This is a genomic window from Pontibacter qinzhouensis, assembly GCF_008017455.1.
Taxonomy (GTDB): domain Bacteria; phylum Bacteroidota; class Bacteroidia; order Cytophagales; family Hymenobacteraceae; genus Pontibacter; species Pontibacter qinzhouensis.
The window spans coordinates 30,665-47,373 of record NZ_VRTY01000043.1 but is presented as its reverse complement, the minus strand read 5'-3'; the positions used below and the strand labels follow the sequence as shown (position 1 = coordinate 47,373).

General features: G+C 50.1%; 19 protein-coding genes. 9 read left to right on the top strand and 10 right to left on the bottom strand.

Annotation, left to right across the window (positions count from 1 at the left end; genetic code table 11):
* The 5 genes from FVR03_RS24415 to FVR03_RS12590 form a co-directional block, all read left to right on the top strand.
* Positions 1-1,058: primase-helicase family protein (locus FVR03_RS24415; protein ID WP_187270154.1), on the top strand; the 1,058-nt coding region annotated here is incomplete at its 5' end.
* 237 nt (positions 1,059-1,295) lie between these two features.
* The gene (locus FVR03_RS12605) at positions 1,296-2,264 is read left to right on the top strand and encodes a DUF8464 domain-containing protein (protein WP_147922109.1); all 969 of its coding nucleotides are present in this window, start codon (positions 1,296-1,298) and stop codon (positions 2,262-2,264) included.
* A 22-nt stretch (positions 2,265-2,286) separates the two neighbouring features.
* On the top strand, positions 2,287-2,784 hold the full coding sequence (locus tag FVR03_RS12600; RefSeq protein WP_222707227.1) for a MobC family plasmid mobilization relaxosome protein: 498 nt from the start codon (positions 2,287-2,289) through the stop codon (positions 2,782-2,784).
* Positions 2,781-3,719 carry a relaxase/mobilization nuclease domain-containing protein gene (locus FVR03_RS12595; RefSeq protein ID WP_187270153.1) on the top strand — a complete coding sequence of 313 codons (939 nt, stop codon included), beginning with the start codon at positions 2,781-2,783 and terminating at the stop codon, positions 3,717-3,719. The genes FVR03_RS12600 and FVR03_RS12595 overlap by 4 nt, the downstream gene beginning before the upstream one ends.
* On the top strand, positions 3,716-4,309 hold the full coding sequence (locus tag FVR03_RS12590) for a hypothetical protein (protein ID WP_147922106.1): 594 nt from the start codon (positions 3,716-3,718) through the stop codon (positions 4,307-4,309). Before FVR03_RS12595 ends, FVR03_RS12590 begins: the two co-directional genes overlap by 4 nt.
* Positions 4,310-4,443: 134 nt before the next feature.
* On the opposite strand, the gene FVR03_RS12585 is transcribed toward FVR03_RS12590, so the two are convergent.
* Complete coding sequence (locus FVR03_RS12585; RefSeq protein WP_147922105.1) at positions 4,444-4,866, bottom strand: helix-turn-helix domain-containing protein; 423 nt, start codon at positions 4,864-4,866, stop codon at positions 4,444-4,446.
* Positions 4,867-5,102: 236 nt separating this feature from the next.
* On the opposite strand from FVR03_RS12585, the gene FVR03_RS12580 reads away from it, so the two are divergent.
* The 3 genes from FVR03_RS12580 to FVR03_RS12570 all read left to right on the top strand — a co-directional run bounded on the left by FVR03_RS12580 (position 5,103) and on the right by FVR03_RS12570 (position 6,770).
* Positions 5,103-5,495, top strand: a complete 393-nt coding sequence (locus tag FVR03_RS12580; RefSeq protein WP_255474199.1) for a helix-turn-helix domain-containing protein — start codon at positions 5,103-5,105, stop codon at positions 5,493-5,495.
* Between the two features lie 197 nt (positions 5,496-5,692).
* Positions 5,693-6,280 (top strand): hypothetical protein, encoded by a 588-nt coding sequence (locus tag FVR03_RS12575; RefSeq protein ID WP_147922103.1) that lies wholly within the window; start codon positions 5,693-5,695, stop codon positions 6,278-6,280.
* A gap of 34 nt (positions 6,281-6,314) precedes the next feature.
* Positions 6,315-6,770, top strand: a complete 456-nt coding sequence (locus FVR03_RS12570) for a YhaZ family DNA alkylation repair protein (protein WP_147922102.1) — start codon at positions 6,315-6,317, stop codon at positions 6,768-6,770.
* A 38-nt stretch (positions 6,771-6,808) separates the two neighbouring features.
* Here FVR03_RS12570 and FVR03_RS12565 read toward each other — a convergent pair whose 3' ends face one another.
* The 4 genes from FVR03_RS12565 to FVR03_RS25200 form a co-directional block, all read right to left on the bottom strand.
* Entirely contained in the window at positions 6,809-7,876 is a 1,068-nt protein-coding gene (locus tag FVR03_RS12565; RefSeq protein WP_147922101.1) for a PDDEXK nuclease domain-containing protein, read from the bottom strand.
* Between the two features lie 200 nt (positions 7,877-8,076).
* Complete coding sequence (locus FVR03_RS12560; protein WP_147922100.1) at positions 8,077-9,396, bottom strand: site-specific integrase; 1,320 nt, start codon at positions 9,394-9,396, stop codon at positions 8,077-8,079.
* A gap of 302 nt (positions 9,397-9,698) precedes the next feature.
* The gene (locus FVR03_RS12555; RefSeq protein WP_147922099.1) at positions 9,699-10,142 is read right to left on the bottom strand and encodes a VOC family protein; all 444 of its coding nucleotides are present in this window, start codon (positions 10,140-10,142) and stop codon (positions 9,699-9,701) included.
* A 32-nt stretch (positions 10,143-10,174) separates the two neighbouring features.
* On the bottom strand, positions 10,175-11,062 hold the full coding sequence (locus tag FVR03_RS25200) for an SRPBCC family protein (protein WP_147922098.1): 888 nt from the start codon (positions 11,060-11,062) through the stop codon (positions 10,175-10,177).
* Positions 11,063-11,725: 663 nt separating this feature from the next.
* On the opposite strand from FVR03_RS25200, the gene FVR03_RS24410 reads away from it, so the two are divergent.
* The gene (locus tag FVR03_RS24410) at positions 11,726-11,902 is read left to right on the top strand and encodes a hypothetical protein (protein ID WP_187270152.1); all 177 of its coding nucleotides are present in this window, start codon (positions 11,726-11,728) and stop codon (positions 11,900-11,902) included.
* A 76-nt stretch (positions 11,903-11,978) separates the two neighbouring features.
* Here the strand turns inward: FVR03_RS24410 and FVR03_RS12545 are convergent, their stop codons facing one another.
* The 5 genes from FVR03_RS12545 to FVR03_RS12525 form a co-directional block, all read right to left on the bottom strand.
* Positions 11,979-12,587: a sterol desaturase family protein gene (locus FVR03_RS12545; protein ID WP_147922097.1), complete on the bottom strand. Its 609-nt coding sequence runs from the start codon at positions 12,585-12,587 to the stop codon at positions 11,979-11,981.
* A 144-nt stretch (positions 12,588-12,731) separates the two neighbouring features.
* Positions 12,732-13,241, bottom strand: coding sequence for a shikimate kinase (locus FVR03_RS12540; RefSeq protein ID WP_147922096.1), 510 nt, complete (start codon positions 13,239-13,241; stop codon positions 12,732-12,734).
* Between the two features lie 475 nt (positions 13,242-13,716).
* Positions 13,717-14,778, bottom strand: a complete 1,062-nt coding sequence (locus tag FVR03_RS12535; protein ID WP_222707226.1) for an ABC transporter permease — start codon at positions 14,776-14,778, stop codon at positions 13,717-13,719.
* A 276-nt stretch (positions 14,779-15,054) separates the two neighbouring features.
* Positions 15,055-16,152, bottom strand: coding sequence for a BT_3928 family protein (locus FVR03_RS12530; RefSeq protein ID WP_147922095.1), 1,098 nt, complete (start codon positions 16,150-16,152; stop codon positions 15,055-15,057).
* Positions 16,136-16,699 (bottom strand): DUF1599 domain-containing protein, encoded by a 564-nt coding sequence (locus tag FVR03_RS12525; RefSeq protein ID WP_147922094.1) that lies wholly within the window; start codon positions 16,697-16,699, stop codon positions 16,136-16,138. The genes FVR03_RS12530 and FVR03_RS12525 overlap by 17 nt, the downstream gene beginning before the upstream one ends.
* Between the last annotated feature and the right edge of the window lie 10 nt (positions 16,700-16,709).

The window sequence follows — 16,709 nt, the reverse complement described above, 5'->3', positions numbered from 1 at the left end:
AGGTCCGCCGCTACGACGGCTTCTGCTGCGTGCCCAGCCACCTGCACTTCCAGGAGGCGGTGGGGAGCTTCTACAACCTCTACCACCCGCTCGATTGGCAGCCGGCGGAGGGGCCCTGCCCGCACACGCTCGCCTTCCTGCGCCACATCTTCGGGGAGCAATACGAGCTGGGGCTCGATTACCTCACGCTCCTCTACCGCAGCCCCACCCAGCACCTGCCGGTGCTCTGCCTGGTGTCCCGGGAGCGCAAGACGGGCAAGACCACCTTTCTCAACCTGCTCAAACTGCTCTTTGGGCGGAACGTGACCTTCAACGGCAACAGCGACTTCCGTTCCCAGTTCAACTCCGACTGGATGAACGTGCTGCTCATCGCCGTGGACGAGGTGCTGCTGGGCCGAAGGGAGGACTCAGAGAAAATCAAGAACCTGAGCACGGCCCGCACCGCCAAGATCGAGGCCAAGGGAAAGGACCGGCGGGAGACCGAGTTTTTCGGCAAGTTCGTCCTCTGCTCCAACAACGAGGAGAGCTTCCTGTTGATAGAGCCGACCGAGACCCGCTACTGGGTGCGGAAGGTACCGGTGCTGGCCCAGGAGAACATCCACCTGCTCCACGAGATGAAGCGGGAGGTCCCTCACTTCCTCCACTACCTGCTGCGACGGCCGCTCTCCGTGCCCCAGGGCCTTTCCCGGATGTGGTTCTCCGAAAAGCAATTGCGCACCGAGGCGCTGCTGCGCGTCATGCAGGGCAGCCGCAACCGGGTGGAGACCGAGCTGCTGCTGCTTTTGCGGGAGCTCTTCGAGACCACGGGTGAGCAGGAGCTGCACTTCACGGCCAAGGACCTGCTCGAGCTGCTGCGTCGCCACCAGCCCCGCCTCACGCGCCAGCAGGTGCGGCAGGTGCTCCAGGGGGAGTGGCAACTGGTACCCGCTCCCAACAGCCTGATGTACACGACTTACCACTACAATGCGCAGGGGGAGCCCTACCAGGTAAGGCTCACAGGACGCTACTACAGCGTTTGCCAGGACTGGATCCGGCAAAAGTTTGATGAGAGCTACTAAAAACAGCTTTTAAATATTGTAAATCAATTACTTACACCCTCATCATACTACTTATTTTTTGATGAGAAATGATGAGTACGATGAGCAGGCTCATCATAGCTAAACAGCGTGATGAGGCTTTGATGAGGACTTATTTTATTTAGTATCAAGAAGTTAAAGACATACCTCATCAAATCATCAGGAAAAAGCAACGCTCTTACCCGGTCTTTTATAACACTGCTTCTGAAAGGGAAAAACATGAACATCCAGCAGATCAACAGCGGGCTGGCCATCACCGACTTTTTGGCCAGCCAGGGCTTTCGGCCCGCCTACACGCGTGGCGCGGACTGGTGGTACATCTCCCCCATCCGACCGGCCGAGCGCACCCCCTCCTTCAAGGTCAGCACCCGGCTCAACCGCTGGTACGACCACGGGGCGGGCGAGGGCGGCAAACTCTTCGACCTGGCCCTGCGCCTGTGCGGCAACGGGGAGGTGAAGGAGACCATCCGGCTCCTCTCGGAGGAATTCTTCTTTTCACAGGCAAACCCTGCTATCCGGAAGGAGCCGGTCCCTCCCCCGGACGTGCCCGGCACCTGGAAGCATTCACTACGAAAGGATGCCGTCCAAAAGGAGACGGTCACTCCACCCGGTACCTCTTCCGGCATCAGGATCCTGGAGACACAGCCCCTGCGCCGGGGCAGCGGGCTGGCCGCTTACCTCCGGGGGCGGGGCATCCGGCACGGGACGGCCAAAGACTATTGCAGGGAGGTGCGCTTTGCCCTCGGGGAAAAGGAGCACCGGGCCGTCGGCTTTGCCAACTGCTCAGGGGGCTACGAGCTGCGCAACGCCTGGTTCAAAGGCTCCTCCTCCCCCAAGGACATCACCTTCCTGGATAAGGGAGGAAAATCCGTCTGCCTGCTGGAGGGCTTCCTGGATTTCCTCTCCCTGCTCGAGCTCAAACACCGCCTGCAGCCCTCTTCCAATTTCATCATCCTCAACTCCGTGGCCCTGGCTGCCAGGAGCCTGGAGCTGCTGGAAAAACACCGGGAGGTATACCTGTTCCTTGACCGGGATGAGGCCGGGAGGCGGCTGACCGAGCGGCTGCTCCAATACCATACCAAAGCTATCGACGCCTCCTCCTTCTACCAAAGTCACCAGGATGTGAATGATTATCTCTTAGCCCGGCAGCAGCGGGCTAAGCGGCAGCGACGGAGGCCGGGGCTTTGAAAGGGCACCATCTTCCTGCGTCGTGAAGGAGGGCTGTTGGAAAGGGGGAGCAAGTTTGTGTTTTTGTCATACAAAAACCTTTTCCTGCCCCTGTGCTCCCGGTGGTCGCAGCAGGGAATTTATTTCACATCATACCGAAAGCAAAGACATGGAAACAAGCAGAGAAAAGCGGCAGGAACCGCAGCGAAAGAAAGGCGGCCGCCCCGCTAAAAGCATCAAGCGCAGCTGTACCCTGGTGGTGCGGCTGACGGAGACCGAGCGGCTCCTGGTCAGGGGCAAGGCCCGGGAGGCGGGGCTGAGCACCTCGGCCTGGTTCCGGGTGGCGGCCAAAAAGGCAACGGTCGTGGCGCGACTCTCTCCCGAGGAGGCAGCCCAGCTGCGTATGCTTTCGGGGCTGGCAAACAACCTTAACCAGCTCGCCCGCCTGGCCCACCGAGAAGGACTGCTCTCCGTGCAGGGCAAATGTCGTCAGGCCCTGGAGGAGATCAACCGCCTCCTGCAAACCCTCTCCCGCAGATGATCGGCAAGGTCATGACCGGCAAAAGCTTTTCGGGCTGCGTGCGCTATGTGGTGCAGAAAGAAGGAGCGCGGGTGCTGGCAGCGGAAGGTATCCGCACGGACTCCGTCTCCGCTATGGTCGCTGACTTCCACCTGCAGCGCCAGCTCAATCCAGAGCTGGGTAAAGCCGTGGGCCACATCGCCCTGAGCTGGAGCATTCATGACAAGGAGAAACTCAGTGAGGAGGTGATGGCGGAGCGGGCAAGGGAGTACCTGGAGAAGATGGGTATCAAAGACACGCAGTACCTGGTAGTCGAGCACCGCGACCGGGAGCACCCGCACCTGCACATCGTCTACAACCGGGTGGACTACCACGGCAAAACCATCCCGGACAAGCTGCAGCGCCGCCGCAATGCCCAAGTGTGCAGGGAGATGACCGAGCGCCACGGCTACTACCTGGCACCGGGCAAAGAGCAGGTCAACCGCCAGCACCTCACAGGGGCGGACAAGACAAAGTACGCGCTGCACGATGCCATCAGCTCCGCACTGGGCAAGGCTACCAGCTGGCAGGAACTGGAGGCGCTGCTGCAGCAGAAAGGTATCACGCTTCACTACAAGTACAGAAGCGGCACGGAGCAGGTGCAGGGCATCAGCTTCCGCCAGGGGGAGATTAGCTTCAAGGGCTCAGCCATTTCCCGAAACTTCAGCTACAAGGGCATCAGCAAACAACTTGAGCGCAACAGGCAACAGGAAGCGCTGTTAGCTCCGGAAATGAGACCGCAGCTAAGGCACCAGGCTAGCCAGACTACTGTACCGGAAAGAGCCGCTTTTACCGAGGCCTTCCTTGCGCGACACCCAATTAGCCTGGCACCAACCCAGGGCCAGCCGGAGGAGGCGCTAAACCATCATCACTTCAGGAAAAAGAAACGAAGAAAGAAAAAGAGAAGACACCTATGACACCACAAGAACTGGAAGAAAGAGTGGCCGACGCGGAGCGCGTGCTGGCCCTCCACGGCAGACGGCTTGAAAAGCTCGAGCAGCAAAAGGATCCGGCTCCTGCCAGGCCGGAACTAGAGAAAGAGATAGAGCAAGAGAAGCAGGCACCTCCTGCACCCGACATCTCCAGGCAGCTGGAGGAGCTCAAAGCCCTCATCAGGCGGCATGACTTCAGCCTGCCGGCCCTGCAGATCTATGCCCAGATCAACTCGTTCCGGGAAACGATCACCAGGCTGCCCAAGGTGCTGCCCGTCCGGCACCACCACCATTTCGAGGACAGGTCCAGAGGCTTCATATTAGGAGGTGTGATGCTCCTGCTGATAACCGCTCTAGTAGCCGGAGGTTGCCTGAGCCTGTACCGGGAGAACAGCAGGCTGCAGGAAAGTGAGATCAAGTTCCGTCTGGTCCGCCAGACCTACCCGGAGGCGGCACGGTGGGCGGACTCTACCTACGCACTTAATCCGGAGGAGGCAGCGGCATGGGTGAAACAGCAGGAGGCAAAACAACTGACACCAGCCAGCAAGGCAGCAGGAGGCACGAACCAAGAGTAACCACCGGAAAGTTTTGGCTATTACAGGTCAGCATCTTCGTGCCTATATAGTGCAGAACATCAAATTAAAACGTTGGCCTGCTTTTTCCTCCACCCATGCATACGCCGCGTTGCCATTGCGAGTAATAAAGAAGTTTACGTTGTCGGCAGCTGCCGTTTCACCTCCTGCACCAGGTCGGCCAGATCCTGAATGGCCTTTTGCGTGTTGGTCAGCAACTCCATTTTCTCTTTCTCGGCTTGCACCAGCAGTTTAAACAGCTCCGCTACTTTATCCATGGGATGATGATCCGTATCGGCATCGGGGGTAAGGAAACTGCGCTGAAAGTGGCGGATTGCTTTCTGCTCTTCGAAGTTCCTGATAAAAGCAGCTGTTACACCCAGGCCTGCTGCCAGTGTCTCTAAAAACTCGTCTGGAATCGTTTCCTGTTGCTCCCATTTCGAAACGCTTTGCTGACTCTTACCCAGCACACCGGCAAAGGTCGCTTGTTTAAGGCCCAGCATCTCGCGAGCACGCTGCAAGTTGCGGCCAAGGTGAGGTTTTTGCTCTTTTTCTTTCATGGTCTTTTGGGTGGCGGCTTTGTAAACCTGGCATGGTGGTAAAACCTTTCGTAGACTTTCATCTGTTATCCTATGGTATCAAAAGGTCCTATAATAAATTGTAGGACCTGTTGAATGGCTTCAACCTAAGATGCCAATTCCGTTCTGTGTACCGAACCCAAACGCCGGGTATTTTACTCAACAGGCTGTTTTATTTACTCGCCTGGAAATACTATATTTGGTACATGGAAACGACTATGAAACCAGCACACATCGGGAGAAAGATCAGCCGCATCCGGGAGCTGCGCGGCATCAAGCAGGAAAGCCTTGCCCAGGAACTGGGTGTGAGCCAGCAGACGGTATCGCGTATAGAGGCAAGTGAGGCGGTGGAAGAGGAAACCCTGGTGAAAATTGCCGGTGTGTTGGGGGTGCAAGCGGAGGCGATCAAGAATTTTAGTGAGGAGGCAGCTATAAATTATTTTAATAGCTTTAATGATAGCAGTAGTAGTACATTTAATAATCACTGTACATTTAATCCATTAGATAAGCTGATGGAAGTTATTGAAGAAAATAAGAAGCTTTATGAGCGCTTACTGCAGGGCGAGCGGGAGAAGTTGGAGTTGATGGAGAGGCTGCTCAAGAGGGATTGATTTATACTTTTTGATATTCAATACAAAGCCCGTCAGGCAATAAACTTGGCGGGTTTCTGTTTTATAAATAGCTTTTCTTGGAAAACGCCACAAGTCGGTTAAGGCCGAAATTTTCCGACCTTTAGCTATAAGCTCTACTGACATACTGCTGTCATAACATATGTTTATTTTGCAGGCAGATCATACGCTTCCATCTGATGTCGGTACTATTAAAGGATATTTACAACAAGGCTCTGGTGCAAAGGCTGTCGACTAACCTTTCACAGCATTATCCCATGTTTCAGCAACAGGAATTTATCCAGGCAGTTCTGGATGAGCTCTGGGAAAGGCGGGAGCTGAAGGAAAGGATGCGGCACATTACCCGCTGTGTGCACCGGTTTCTACCCTTGCCCTATACGCAACAGCTTGACGTACTTTATAACATAGCACCAGGCTATACAGGCCTGGCAGGAATCATTTTCCCTGACTTTGTGGAGGTGTACGGTTTAGAATATTATGAAGAATCTGTTGCGGCGCTGGCAGCTTTTACTTCTTACTCCAGTTCTGAATTTGCCGTACGGCCTTTCATTCAGCTGCATCCTGCGCCCATGATGGAGCAGATGCAACGGTGGGCCACTCATGAAAATCATCTTCTCAGGAGGCTGGCCAGCGAAGGGTGCCGCCCCCGCTTGCCCTGGGCCATAGGGCTTCCGGATTTAAGAAAGGATCCTTCGCCTGTTTTACCTATCCTGGAAGCACTAAAGGCCGATTCCTCAGAACTATGTACGGAGAAGCGTAGCCAATAACCTGAACGACATCTCTAAAGACCATCCGGACGTCGTGCTGGAAATTTCCGCTGCCTGGCTGGGAACAAACGAAAAAACAGACTGGATCATCCGGCATGCCTGTCGCGGACTGATCAGGAAAGGCAACCTACACGCCCTGGCTTTATTTGGACTGCAAGCAGTGCAGGAGGCGCAAATAACCGATCTGCTAGTGGAAACGCCTACCGTCAGTATCGGCTCCAGGTTGAGCTTCCGGTTCTTACTTGCGGTAAGGCAGCCGCAAAAAATCAGAATTGAATATGTAATCCATTACGCAAGGCCCAGCGGCAAACATGGCATGAAAGTATTTAAACTGGTCGAGAAGTTTTTTGAACCCGGACAAGCTGTGTTCAGCAAAAGCCATTCTTTCCAGCAAATGACCACCCGCAAGCATTTCCCGGGCGGGCACCGTGTAGCTATCTACCTTAATGGTGTGGCTTTTGCTGAGGCTGGCTTTGAGGTGGTGATATGATGAGTTATTTCCCCGGTATTTCATTCCTCACCTCCTACTTATTCTTCAGTCTCTGTTGATTCATTTAGCACCGCTTTCAACTCTTCCTTGCTAGGCAAGAAAGTCTGGTACTTGCTCGCAAAAATCTGGTTGTTTTCTTTGGGAAGCGTTATTTCTACCAAGGCATTGTTTTTCTCTTTGCAGAGAATAATGCCGATGGTTGAGTTTTCGTCGTCGGTCTTCACAAAGCGATCGTAGTAGTTGACGTACATCTGCATCTGGCCTAGGTCCTGGTGGCTCACTTCTCCAATTTTCAGGTCGAGCAGCACAAAGCAGCGCAGGAAGCGGTTATAAAATACCAGGTCTACCCGAAAGTGCTTTTCATCGAAGGTAAAGCGCACCTGCCGCCCCACAAAAGCAAAGCCTTTGCCCAGCTCCAGCAAAAAGTGTTGCAGTTCATCTATAATATGGTTTTCCAGCTTCGATTCGGAGAAAGCAGCTTCCTCCTTCAACCCCAGGAACTCCAGCACATACGGGTCTTTAATTACATCCTGCGGCTGTTGTAGCTGCTGCCCTTTTTCAGCCAATTGTTTCACCTGCTCTTTATCGCGGCTCAAGGCCAGACGCTCGTATAGGGCGCTGTCGAACTGCCGCTGCAACTCCTTTAAACTCCAGTTATTTTCGATGCTCTCGATCTCGTAAAACCGCCGCTCTTCCGGGTTTGCAATCCGCATCAGTTTAATGTAGTGCGACCACGATAATTTAAAATTTGGCTTTTGTAATTGTGTAGCGGCAGAGATCTCAGATTTCCGCGACGGCGTTGCGGAAATCTGAGATCCATAAGTTTGATAAAAAGAACGCATTCGCTCCAAATTATCAACGGAGAATCCTTTCCCAAAACTGGCTGTTAACAATTGTGACAAGTTCTTCAAAGTTTCCTTGCCATACGCGGCCCGTTCTTTCCCCTGCTGCTCATGCTCTACAATCAGTCTGCCTATCTCAAAATAAGTAGTTACCATTGTAGTATTCACGCTGGTAATTACTTTCCGGCGGGCAAGTTCAATTAACTCCGAAACCCTTCCGTAAAGCTGTTCTTCCGCTGGATGATTATTTGGTAAATCAGGCATAGCACATGTTCCTCAGTTTTTTTATTGCTACTTCAGTGTGGTTGATTCCGCAATCAGGGTATCCAGGTTGCCGTTAGATGTTCTGCGGACACATACATCTGCGTTTTCAAGATCGTTAAAGTTCCCGGTTCGCGAACTGCAAAGTGCGGAATAAAATCATACTTACTACTCTATTAGGATCAAACTATAGGATATAAAGCTTAACTAAGCTTACCGAGACTGGCATTCTTGAAAGCTGTCAGCTGCGCTGTGTACTGCCTCTTCACATCATCCTCAAAGCTATCCAGGTAGCTTTCAGTAGTCCTGAGATTAGAGTGCCCCAATGATTCGGATATAAGCTCTATCGGTGCTCCTGCACGTTTGAGAACAGTAGAGAAAGAGTGCCTGGCGGTATAAGTGCTCACATTCTTCTCAATGCCAACCGCAGCCGCCACGCGCTTAATGTACTTGTTGATGGTCTTGGTGGCATGTTGAACTTTTGCCAGTTCTTTTTTCGCTGACAGTTCAGGCTCAAGTAAGGGAAACACATAAGCCTCACTGTAAGCAGGTTTATTGCCCCATCTCTCGATGATCTCGTCTATCTCCGGTGTCCGCATGGCCGTGATAGCTTTAAGGTTCTGGCGACTGGTGCGTTCCGTTTTAGCCCTGACAAATGTGATGGTGTCTTTATCGAGTTGTTTGTATTTCAGCCGGGCTATATCCTTTACATTTATCCCGTTGCATAGGTAGGAAAAAACCCACAGGTCCCGTGCCCGGCCTTCATTTTCAGAAGCAGGCTGGTAGGAGAAGATCTTCTCGATATCTGCCAGTGTCAGGGCTTTCTTCACATTCCGCCCGGAAGGTATCTGGTATTTCCTTTTGCCGAACGGGTACAGGTCTACGGTCACCTCTCCGGCAGCTATAGCATTGTTGTAGATGGCCCGGACTGCTCTAAGGTAGATACCGATAGTGGTTATGGAATTGCCGTGTAGAAGCATCCACTTCTCATAGCCCATCAGGAAATCAACCGTGATAGCAGCATAAGCCAGAGGTTTCCGCTTTTTCAGCAGATTTTCCTTTTTCTCGTTTGCTTTCGCCCTGGTTAAACCTTTGTTCCTGTTTAAGGGCTGCTTGTGAATATAAGAGAGCAGGCTAAGGCTGGCACTCTCATAACTGCTGGCCGTCCCTACCCTGCCTTCTTCCGCCAGGTTTTTTACCTGTTGTTCAAAGGCAGTAAAGACATCATTTTTGACGGCAGTTTTTAAATACTTCTTTTCGAACTGCTCAAATGTGAAGACATCCAGGTTTCGAATGATACTTAAGGCCTTCTGCTCTATCGCCTGGAAGGCTATCTGCAGCTCCTTGTATTTCCCCTTAGGTTTTTCAGCTTGAACTTTAGAGAATTCTGTCTCGCTTAAAGAGTAGCTAGTGTTGTAATATTTGCGCTGTCGTTGATAGGTTAGCCGTAACCTTACCGGAAAGGAACCGTCTTTCAAGGTCCTTCTGGTATCCAGCATTACGGAAGTAAGTACAGGTATCATGTGTGTGCAAATAAGTTTCTGTACACACAATTTGCACACAAACCATCAAAAAGTCAAGGAATATCGCTAAACAAGGAGAAACAAAAACCGCTTAATTTGGCTAAAAACAGGCTTTTTACGAATATTTAAAACTAACAATAAACACCTTTGGCATGACTGTTAATCATGGGGTCCTTGGTTCGAGCCCAAGAGGGGGAGCTTTAAAAAGCCACTTTCGAGTAAAATCGATAAGTGGCTTTTTCGTTTACAAACGTTCTGCTCACAAAGCCGCCGCTACTATCGCCAGCTTTTACCGGTGTTGGTTAAGCTTCTTTTTTCTGGTCGCAGTTAAACATCCAGCCAACGCCAAACTTATCGCGGCAGCTGCCATAGTAATCGCCCCAGAACATATCCTGCAGCTCCTGCTCTACCGCACCACCAGCCGAAAGCGCTTTAAACAGCTGCTCCGTTTCCTCACGCGTATCGGGTTGCAGCATAATGTACATGTTGTTGCCCATGTTCAACTTAAAGCCCATCGACTCGGTCGCATCTGTTCCCATAATCACATGCCCACCCAAAATAGGCAAGGCCACATTCATGATCAAGTTCTTATCGGCTTCCGCCACAGGAGGCATGTCATCAGACGGAGGAATATCTCCGAAGCGGGAAATACCGCCAATAAATTCAGTGCCGAAAACAGCTTTGTAGAAGTTAAAGGCTTCCTCTGTCTGGCTCGGGAAGTTGAGGTAGGTGCTTACTTGTGCCATGTGAGTCTAATTATTGTTAGTTTAAAAGATGTTTAGTTGGAGGCTTCACACATTGCCTTCAATTTTTGCAAAGCCTTTGGCCATGCTTCCGCAAAATAAGCTTTATGCTCCTGGGTTGTATCCACGTCTATAGAAAGTTGGGTTTCTCCTTCTACTTCCGTAAAGGTATAATTTTCCATAGCCCCTGCCCAGCCTGCTACCTCTGCGCCGCTGGTAGTTTCTTCGTTGTTCTGCACCATGCCCAGGTGCTCTATGCTCACAAACCTGTTCAGTATATTTTCTTTTATCCGGCTCACCATGCCCCCGATGTTCCCGTCATTGTCCTCTCCCAGAAACAAGATTTTACTTCCTTTCTCCCAGGAGCCTTTATAATGTGATGATGGGCTGAAGACGGCAGTCCAGGCACTGTAAGATTCGCTCTGAAGCATGGTTTTGTACACTTTTTCAGCACTGGCACCAATGCTTATCTCATAGTGCAGGGTCTCCAGGTCAACAGATGATTCTACGTAGCGTTTGAAATTATCTAAAATGGCTTGCCAGCCTGCCTGCTGCATCTCCGGAGAATGAGTCTGTTCCGCATCAAACGTTTCGGTAATGGTGGTCTCTTTAGCGGCACCAGCGAACAGCACCTGCACTTTTCTGCCATCCTCAAGTTCGTATTCCAGCAGTTCGTGCTCCTGCACCTTGGTATAGGTACCCTTAAAGTCGAAGCCCATACTGCCATCCTTTGCCTCCATTCGCGAGGTAAACTGGCCGCCAACACTTAAGTCGTTTTCAGCCCGGGGCGTATGCCAATCGTCAGAGGCATTGTTCCACTGGGTAATGTGCTGTGGCGAGGTCCAGTACTGCCATACTTTCTCTACCGGTGCCTGTACGGTTGCGCGTACTGTAATGCTGGTGGTTTTTGCTGTCGTTTCCATGGGTAAATTGGTTATGTTTAACGTATTGCCTTATTGATATTACAAATTTAGCTTTCCGATCGCAGACCGATGAGGTGCAAAAATGACAAAAGAAGGGCTGATCGCGACAAATAAACTTTTTGTGGCATTCCTATTTCAGGTTAAAGTCGGTTAGGCAAGAAGAGCCAACTTAAAGTACTCCTGCCGCAGAACTACAAACAGGCAACTACGCGAGCTTACCCAAGCCAACACTATATATGCTGCAGCGCCAGCTAAAGCTTTTAGTTACCAACTAAAAATGTTAGTAATAATGTTAATAACATTAGTTATCCACACCATTACGGTACCTGCTGTTGCCCTGCACTTAGCTTAAGGCTCACTAAAGCTACCACATACTCCTGATTAAAAGACTCTTACAACTAAAATAAGACAGTCCGTTCCTATTCACAAATTATTCTAATGATTTTGCCCTTCCGAAGCTTTTTAGGTGCCTACAGGCTCAAGGGTATGGTCATGATAAGAGCTAATTTAGGCGACAAAAAAAGATTAGCCACCTGCTTAAGTTAACCTTTTGTTCAGAATAACAGTATTCTCCTTATACACATGGTAATATTGTCATACATTTAAGGAAGCAGAAAAACCAGGCACTGCCCTGATCACTTCCTCATCAAAAAAACTGAAACTATGAAAAACATAAGACCTTACATTTTCTCTCTGCTCATCATGCTGATGGTTACCTTCAGCAGCTGCCAGGTTATAGGCGACATCTTTAAAGCTGGTATGTGGACAGCAGTTATCATCATTGTCATTATCGTACTCATCGTTATCTGGATTTTCAGAAAGCTTGGAGGCCGGAGATAACTAAATAAACTATAGGAAACGAAAAAAGGGAGCTGTTAAGGCTCCCTTTTTAGTTGTTGCAGCTTAAAGTTGCTGCTTATTTATTTCTTTTAGGCATAGTACCCAAAATATAGTCCCAGAGCGGCGACGATACGCCAAAGGCTGCTTCAGGGTCTTTGTAATGATGAATGCTGTGGTGCAGCCACAATATGTTTAAAAAGTTTTTAGGCGGTGCATAAGCGTGCACCGCGTAGTGCACAAACAGGTATAGGGCATAGCCAAACAAGAGGCCAGCCACTATGCCAAACACCAATGGCCCAAATACCAGCTTAAAAATAAAGAACAGTAGCGAAGCGATAAACACGCTCACGATCGGAGGCATAGCCAGACGCTCCTTGTCTTTCGGGAACTCGTGGTGGTTGCCATGAAACGTGTACTGAATATTTTTCTTTAGCGGCGTGTTGGTATCCATATGGAAGATAAACCGGTGGGCCAGGTACTCCAGCAATGTAAAAATGAGCCAGCCCAGCATAAACAAAGCTGAGGCCTCTATTACACTTATAAAGCTATAGGTAATACCGTAATAAATAAGCCCGCCCGCAATACTGATAAAAATGATAATAGGAAGGGCAATGTGGGTTCTCGTAAGTCTTTCCAGAACGGGATTTTGAAAGATTTGAGCGCGTCCTTTGTGGTTCGGTTTCATAAGAGGTTACTAATTACAATTTTATTTCAGCTGTACACTGAGTTGCTAATGAGTCAAAAAACTGCAGCATTTTACTGTCTGCCACAATCTACAAAGATGAATACTTTCTCTTTATCATTGGGCCACTACTACTAACGATGCTTGCTATTTACTGTTGATTAACGCTAACAAGGCATCAATGTTATAAACTTTTTCGCTTAAACAGTAAGTGGCCTTTTCATAAAAAGCTCTTCTTTCGGCTAAGGTACTGGTAAGAAACAGGTTAAGTTCTGCCTCTGATTTATTGGCCAGCAGCGGGCGCGTGCGCAGATCTGTAGCTACAAGCCTTCTGAGTATTTCTTCCACCGGCACATCCAGAAAAACACTGTCACCGTGCAGGTTTATAAATGCCATGTTGTCGTGAAAACAAGGGGCTCCCCCACCTGTTGCCACCACAGCCTGGCTGTATTCCTGCACCACCGCCTCAAGCGCCCTGCGCTCCAGCATCCTGAAATGCACAGGGCCGTCCTGCTCAAAAATCTGCGCAATGGTCCGGCCTTCCCGCCCTTCCAGGTACTCATCCAGGTCTACAAAAGGCACTTGCAGGTGCTTGGCCAGCTGTCGCCCCAGCGTAGATTTGCCAGAGCCCATCATTCCGACTAAAAATAGTAGCATCGCCTGTAGATTACCAGATTAATAAATTTTTGCACTAATACATTTAGAATATTGAATATTTAGCAAAAAACGCACCAAACCCGCTCCTTATGACTTTATTGCAGCGCGCAGCAAGATAGAAGGCAGCAATTAATTTGGCATAATTCGTTTTAACTGATTTGTCTTCAGAGAGGTGCCAAAGCTAAAAAAAACAGTTGTTAGCTTACACATGGCAGCCCCTGTTTGTTGGTTAAAAAGCGATAGTTGAGGGTTATTCACTCATTCAGGATAGCCTGGCATTACCTGAATATTTACACTTACAATTCAGCCATTAAATAATTTAGAAATTAACCGATTATTCTAATAAAAACGGCCTCCGGAAGGATTTTCGCGCTTTTTTGTTCAAGGGCTGCTCGTGCTGAAGCGCTGAAGATGGTATGCTACCAGAGCTTTGCTCCTGTACCGTTAGCTGCTTTTGTTTACTGCAGCGTATTAATTAATCCAGTTTCACGCGTGGGTCGAGCAGGGTGTAGAGCAGGTCTACAAAAATATTGATGAGTACAAACAGGAAGGCTACAAATAAAGTAGCTCCCATTACCAGCGGAAAATCCAGGTTCTGCACTGCCTGAATGGTAACGGCTCCCAGTCCCTTCCAGTTAAAGATGTACTCTATAAAGAAAGCGCCTGCCATCAGCGATGCCATCCAACCCGAAGCAGCCGTTACGACCGGGTTCAGCGCATTTTTAAGCGCATGCCCCACAATAACCCTTCGCTGGTTCAAGCCCTTTGCCTTTGCCGTACGGATGTAGTCCTGCGACATAACATCGAGCATGGAGCTGCGCGTGAGCTGCACAATAACTGCCAGCGGCCTTATGCCCAGCGCCACAGCTGGCAGTAGCAGGTTGCGGAGCATGAGCTGGCGGCCTTCAAACGGATCGATCTCGTAAAGTTGCCCCGTCAGGCTGAGGCCGGTCCAGTGGCTCCAGTAAAAGCCGAAGGTAATAGCAATAAGAATAGCTGCCACAAAAGACGGTACCGAAATACCCAGCACCGACGTAGTAACCAGCGCATGATCCAGGGTGCTGTGAGGGCGCAGTGAGGCCAGCACGCCAAACAAAATACCCAGCACAAGCGCAATAATCATGGCGGCCACAGCGAGCCAGAGTGTACCGGGGAAGTGGTCGAGCAGGATATCGGTTACATTTTTGTTGCTCTGGAACGAGCGGCGCAGGTAAGGCATTTTCCAGACTACCACATCATTGCCAACATTAACTAAGGTGGTGTAATCGTACTTTTGCTGGTTCGCCTCCGTAGCCTCGTGCACCGATAGCGGCGACACATCGTTTACATAATACAGCAGCTGCGCCGGCAGCGGCTTGTCCAGCCCCAGTTCTTTAGTAATGGCATCGCGGGTAGAAAGGTCGGAGCGTTGGCCGGCCAGCAGCGCCACAGGGTCACCGGGTAGCACATTAAACAGGAAAAACACGGCCACCAGCACGCCCAGCAGTATCAGCAGGCCATGCCCCAGTCGGCTCAGTATAAATCCTAGTAGTTTCAAGTTTTAAATTTTGAGTGGTTGAGTGTATGTATATTTTTAAATTTCAGAAAATTGTCTTTTTACGCTAGTGCGAGCTTGTAGCTCATACTTCATTTTGCTATCCTAAACTTCAGCCTAACCATTTATTATTAGGAGGCACGAACTACAAGCTCGCACCAGCGGGTGCATGTTTTGATTTCAGCAAATTAATTGCGTTTTCCCTTTTAAAGTACATTAGCGCGAGCATCTTCGCTCGCGCCATCAAATTAAACGCTATTAAATTAAAGTAGTGAACCTCTACTTCACCAACAACTCCTGCACCTCCCCTATCTCCGGTGTGTCGTTATAATGCCACATGCCTTTTACAGTGCCGTCTTGCAGCAGCATGATGCCGGGGTTAGAGCGGATCATGGTTTTGAGCACGGTGCCATCGCCAAAATAGTAAGGGGCAGCCAGGTTTACCTCGTGCCGGAACTCCTCGAATTCCTGGCGGCTGGCAGAGGTGAGCACTAATGGTGTAATGCCCTCCTGCTCTGCTGCGGCTACCAGTTTGTTGATGTCTGCAAATCTTTCGCGGTTGGTTTTGGGCACGTTCTGCACCACTATCAGCATTTTTTTACCCGTCAGCACCTCCTGCGTAAAATCGCCCTCATCGTTCCAGACGTTGAAGTCGGTTATCTTCGGGCCGTCTTCCGGGTTAATGGCCACCATCTCTTTGAACTTGTATTGCTCATCCATCGGGTACTCCTCAAATTCCAGCTCTTTACCGTCCTTCAGCATCACGTATTTGTAACGCAGCGGGGCCGAAGGTTTCATGAGCGAAGGAATGTGGTTGCCGACTTTGTAAGCCCTGAAATCGATAAACGGCAGGTGCTCGTAAGCAAACCAGCCAATGCCCACCGACAAGACAGCAGCAACTCCTACAACTGATGCACCTGTTTTAAAATTAGTAAGCGGCTGCAGGTAACGCTGTGTAAAGAGCAGCACCACAATCATAACCAACAGCACAATATCCTTTGTGAACGACTGCCAGGGCGTGAGCACAATGGCATCGCCGAAGCAGCCACAGTCGGTTACCTTGTTGTAGTAAGCTGAGTAAAACGTCAGGAAAGAGAAAAAGACCGTCAGCAGCAGCAGCGTTACCAGCACCTGCTTCAGTTTCCAGCGGACCAGCAGCGCCACGCCCAGCACAATTTCGAGCGCACTCAGGAAAATGGAGAGGAACAGCGCCATGGGCTTGAACACATGAAAGAAAGAAGCTATATCTTCGGCAAAAACCTCGAAATACTCTTCCAGCTTAATGGCGGTGCCTACCGGGTCGTTTATTTTGATCAGTCCCGAAAAAATAAAAAGTACGCCCACAAAGAGCCAGCAGAACTTACTTAGTAGCTTCATGAGGAGAGGCAAAGTTTAATTTGATCAGGGCGAAAACAGCATAGTTAATCATGTCGCGATAGTTGGCTTCCACACCTTCTGAGATCAGCGTTTGCCCCTGGTTATCTTCTATCTGTTTGGTGCGGTAAAGCTTCATCAGAATAATATCGGTAATGGAGCTCACGCGCATATCGCGCCATGCCTCGCCGTAATCGTGGTTCTTGGCGTTCAGGAGCAGCATGTTTTCCTGAATCTGTTCGGTATACAGTTTCTCCACCTCTTCGGCCTCCAGCGCCATAGGTGCATCGGTGGGCAGCGCGGCCTGTATAAGCGCAATAACGCTGTAGTTAATGATGCCTACAAACTCAGAGCTGATATCGTCCTGCACCAGTTGCACCCCCTTCTCCTGGATGGAGCGGATGCGCTGGGCTTTGATGAAAATCTGATCGGTGATGGAAGGCAGCCGCAAAACACGCCAGGCGGTGCCGTAGTCGGCCGTCTTCTTAACGAAAGTATCTTTGCAGCTATTTACTACCTGATTATATTCCTGAATGGTTTGACTAATCAACTTTTTAATT

Coding starts and splice junctions, on each gene's coding strand:
- FVR03_RS12605 (WP_147922109.1), top strand. CDS start 1,296: ATGAACATCCAGCAGATCAACAGCGGGCTGGCCATCACCGACTTTTTG.
- FVR03_RS12595 (WP_187270153.1), top strand. CDS start 2,781: ATGATCGGCAAGGTCATGACCGGCAAAAGCTTTTCGGGCTGCGTGCGC.
- FVR03_RS12590 (WP_147922106.1), top strand. CDS start 3,716: ATGACACCACAAGAACTGGAAGAAAGAGTGGCCGACGCGGAGCGCGTG.
- FVR03_RS12585 (WP_147922105.1), bottom strand. CDS start 4,866: ATGAAAGAAAAAGAGCAAAAACCTCACCTTGGCCGCAACTTGCAGCGT.
- FVR03_RS12580 (WP_255474199.1), top strand. CDS start 5,103: ATGAAACCAGCACACATCGGGAGAAAGATCAGCCGCATCCGGGAGCTG.
- FVR03_RS12575 (WP_147922103.1), top strand. CDS start 5,693: ATGTCGGTACTATTAAAGGATATTTACAACAAGGCTCTGGTGCAAAGG.
- FVR03_RS12565 (WP_147922101.1), bottom strand. CDS start 7,876: ATGCCTGATTTACCAAATAATCATCCAGCGGAAGAACAGCTTTACGGA.
- FVR03_RS12560 (WP_147922100.1), bottom strand. CDS start 9,396: ATGATACCTGTACTTACTTCCGTAATGCTGGATACCAGAAGGACCTTG.
- FVR03_RS12555 (WP_147922099.1), bottom strand. CDS start 10,142: ATGGCACAAGTAAGCACCTACCTCAACTTCCCGAGCCAGACAGAGGAA.
- FVR03_RS25200 (WP_147922098.1), bottom strand. CDS start 11,062: ATGGAAACGACAGCAAAAACCACCAGCATTACAGTACGCGCAACCGTA.
- FVR03_RS24410 (WP_187270152.1), top strand. CDS start 11,726: ATGAAAAACATAAGACCTTACATTTTCTCTCTGCTCATCATGCTGATG.
- FVR03_RS12545 (WP_147922097.1), bottom strand. CDS start 12,587: ATGAAACCGAACCACAAAGGACGCGCTCAAATCTTTCAAAATCCCGTT.
- FVR03_RS12540 (WP_147922096.1), bottom strand. CDS start 13,241: ATGCTACTATTTTTAGTCGGAATGATGGGCTCTGGCAAATCTACGCTG.
- FVR03_RS12530 (WP_147922095.1), bottom strand. CDS start 16,152: ATGAAGCTACTAAGTAAGTTCTGCTGGCTCTTTGTGGGCGTACTTTTT.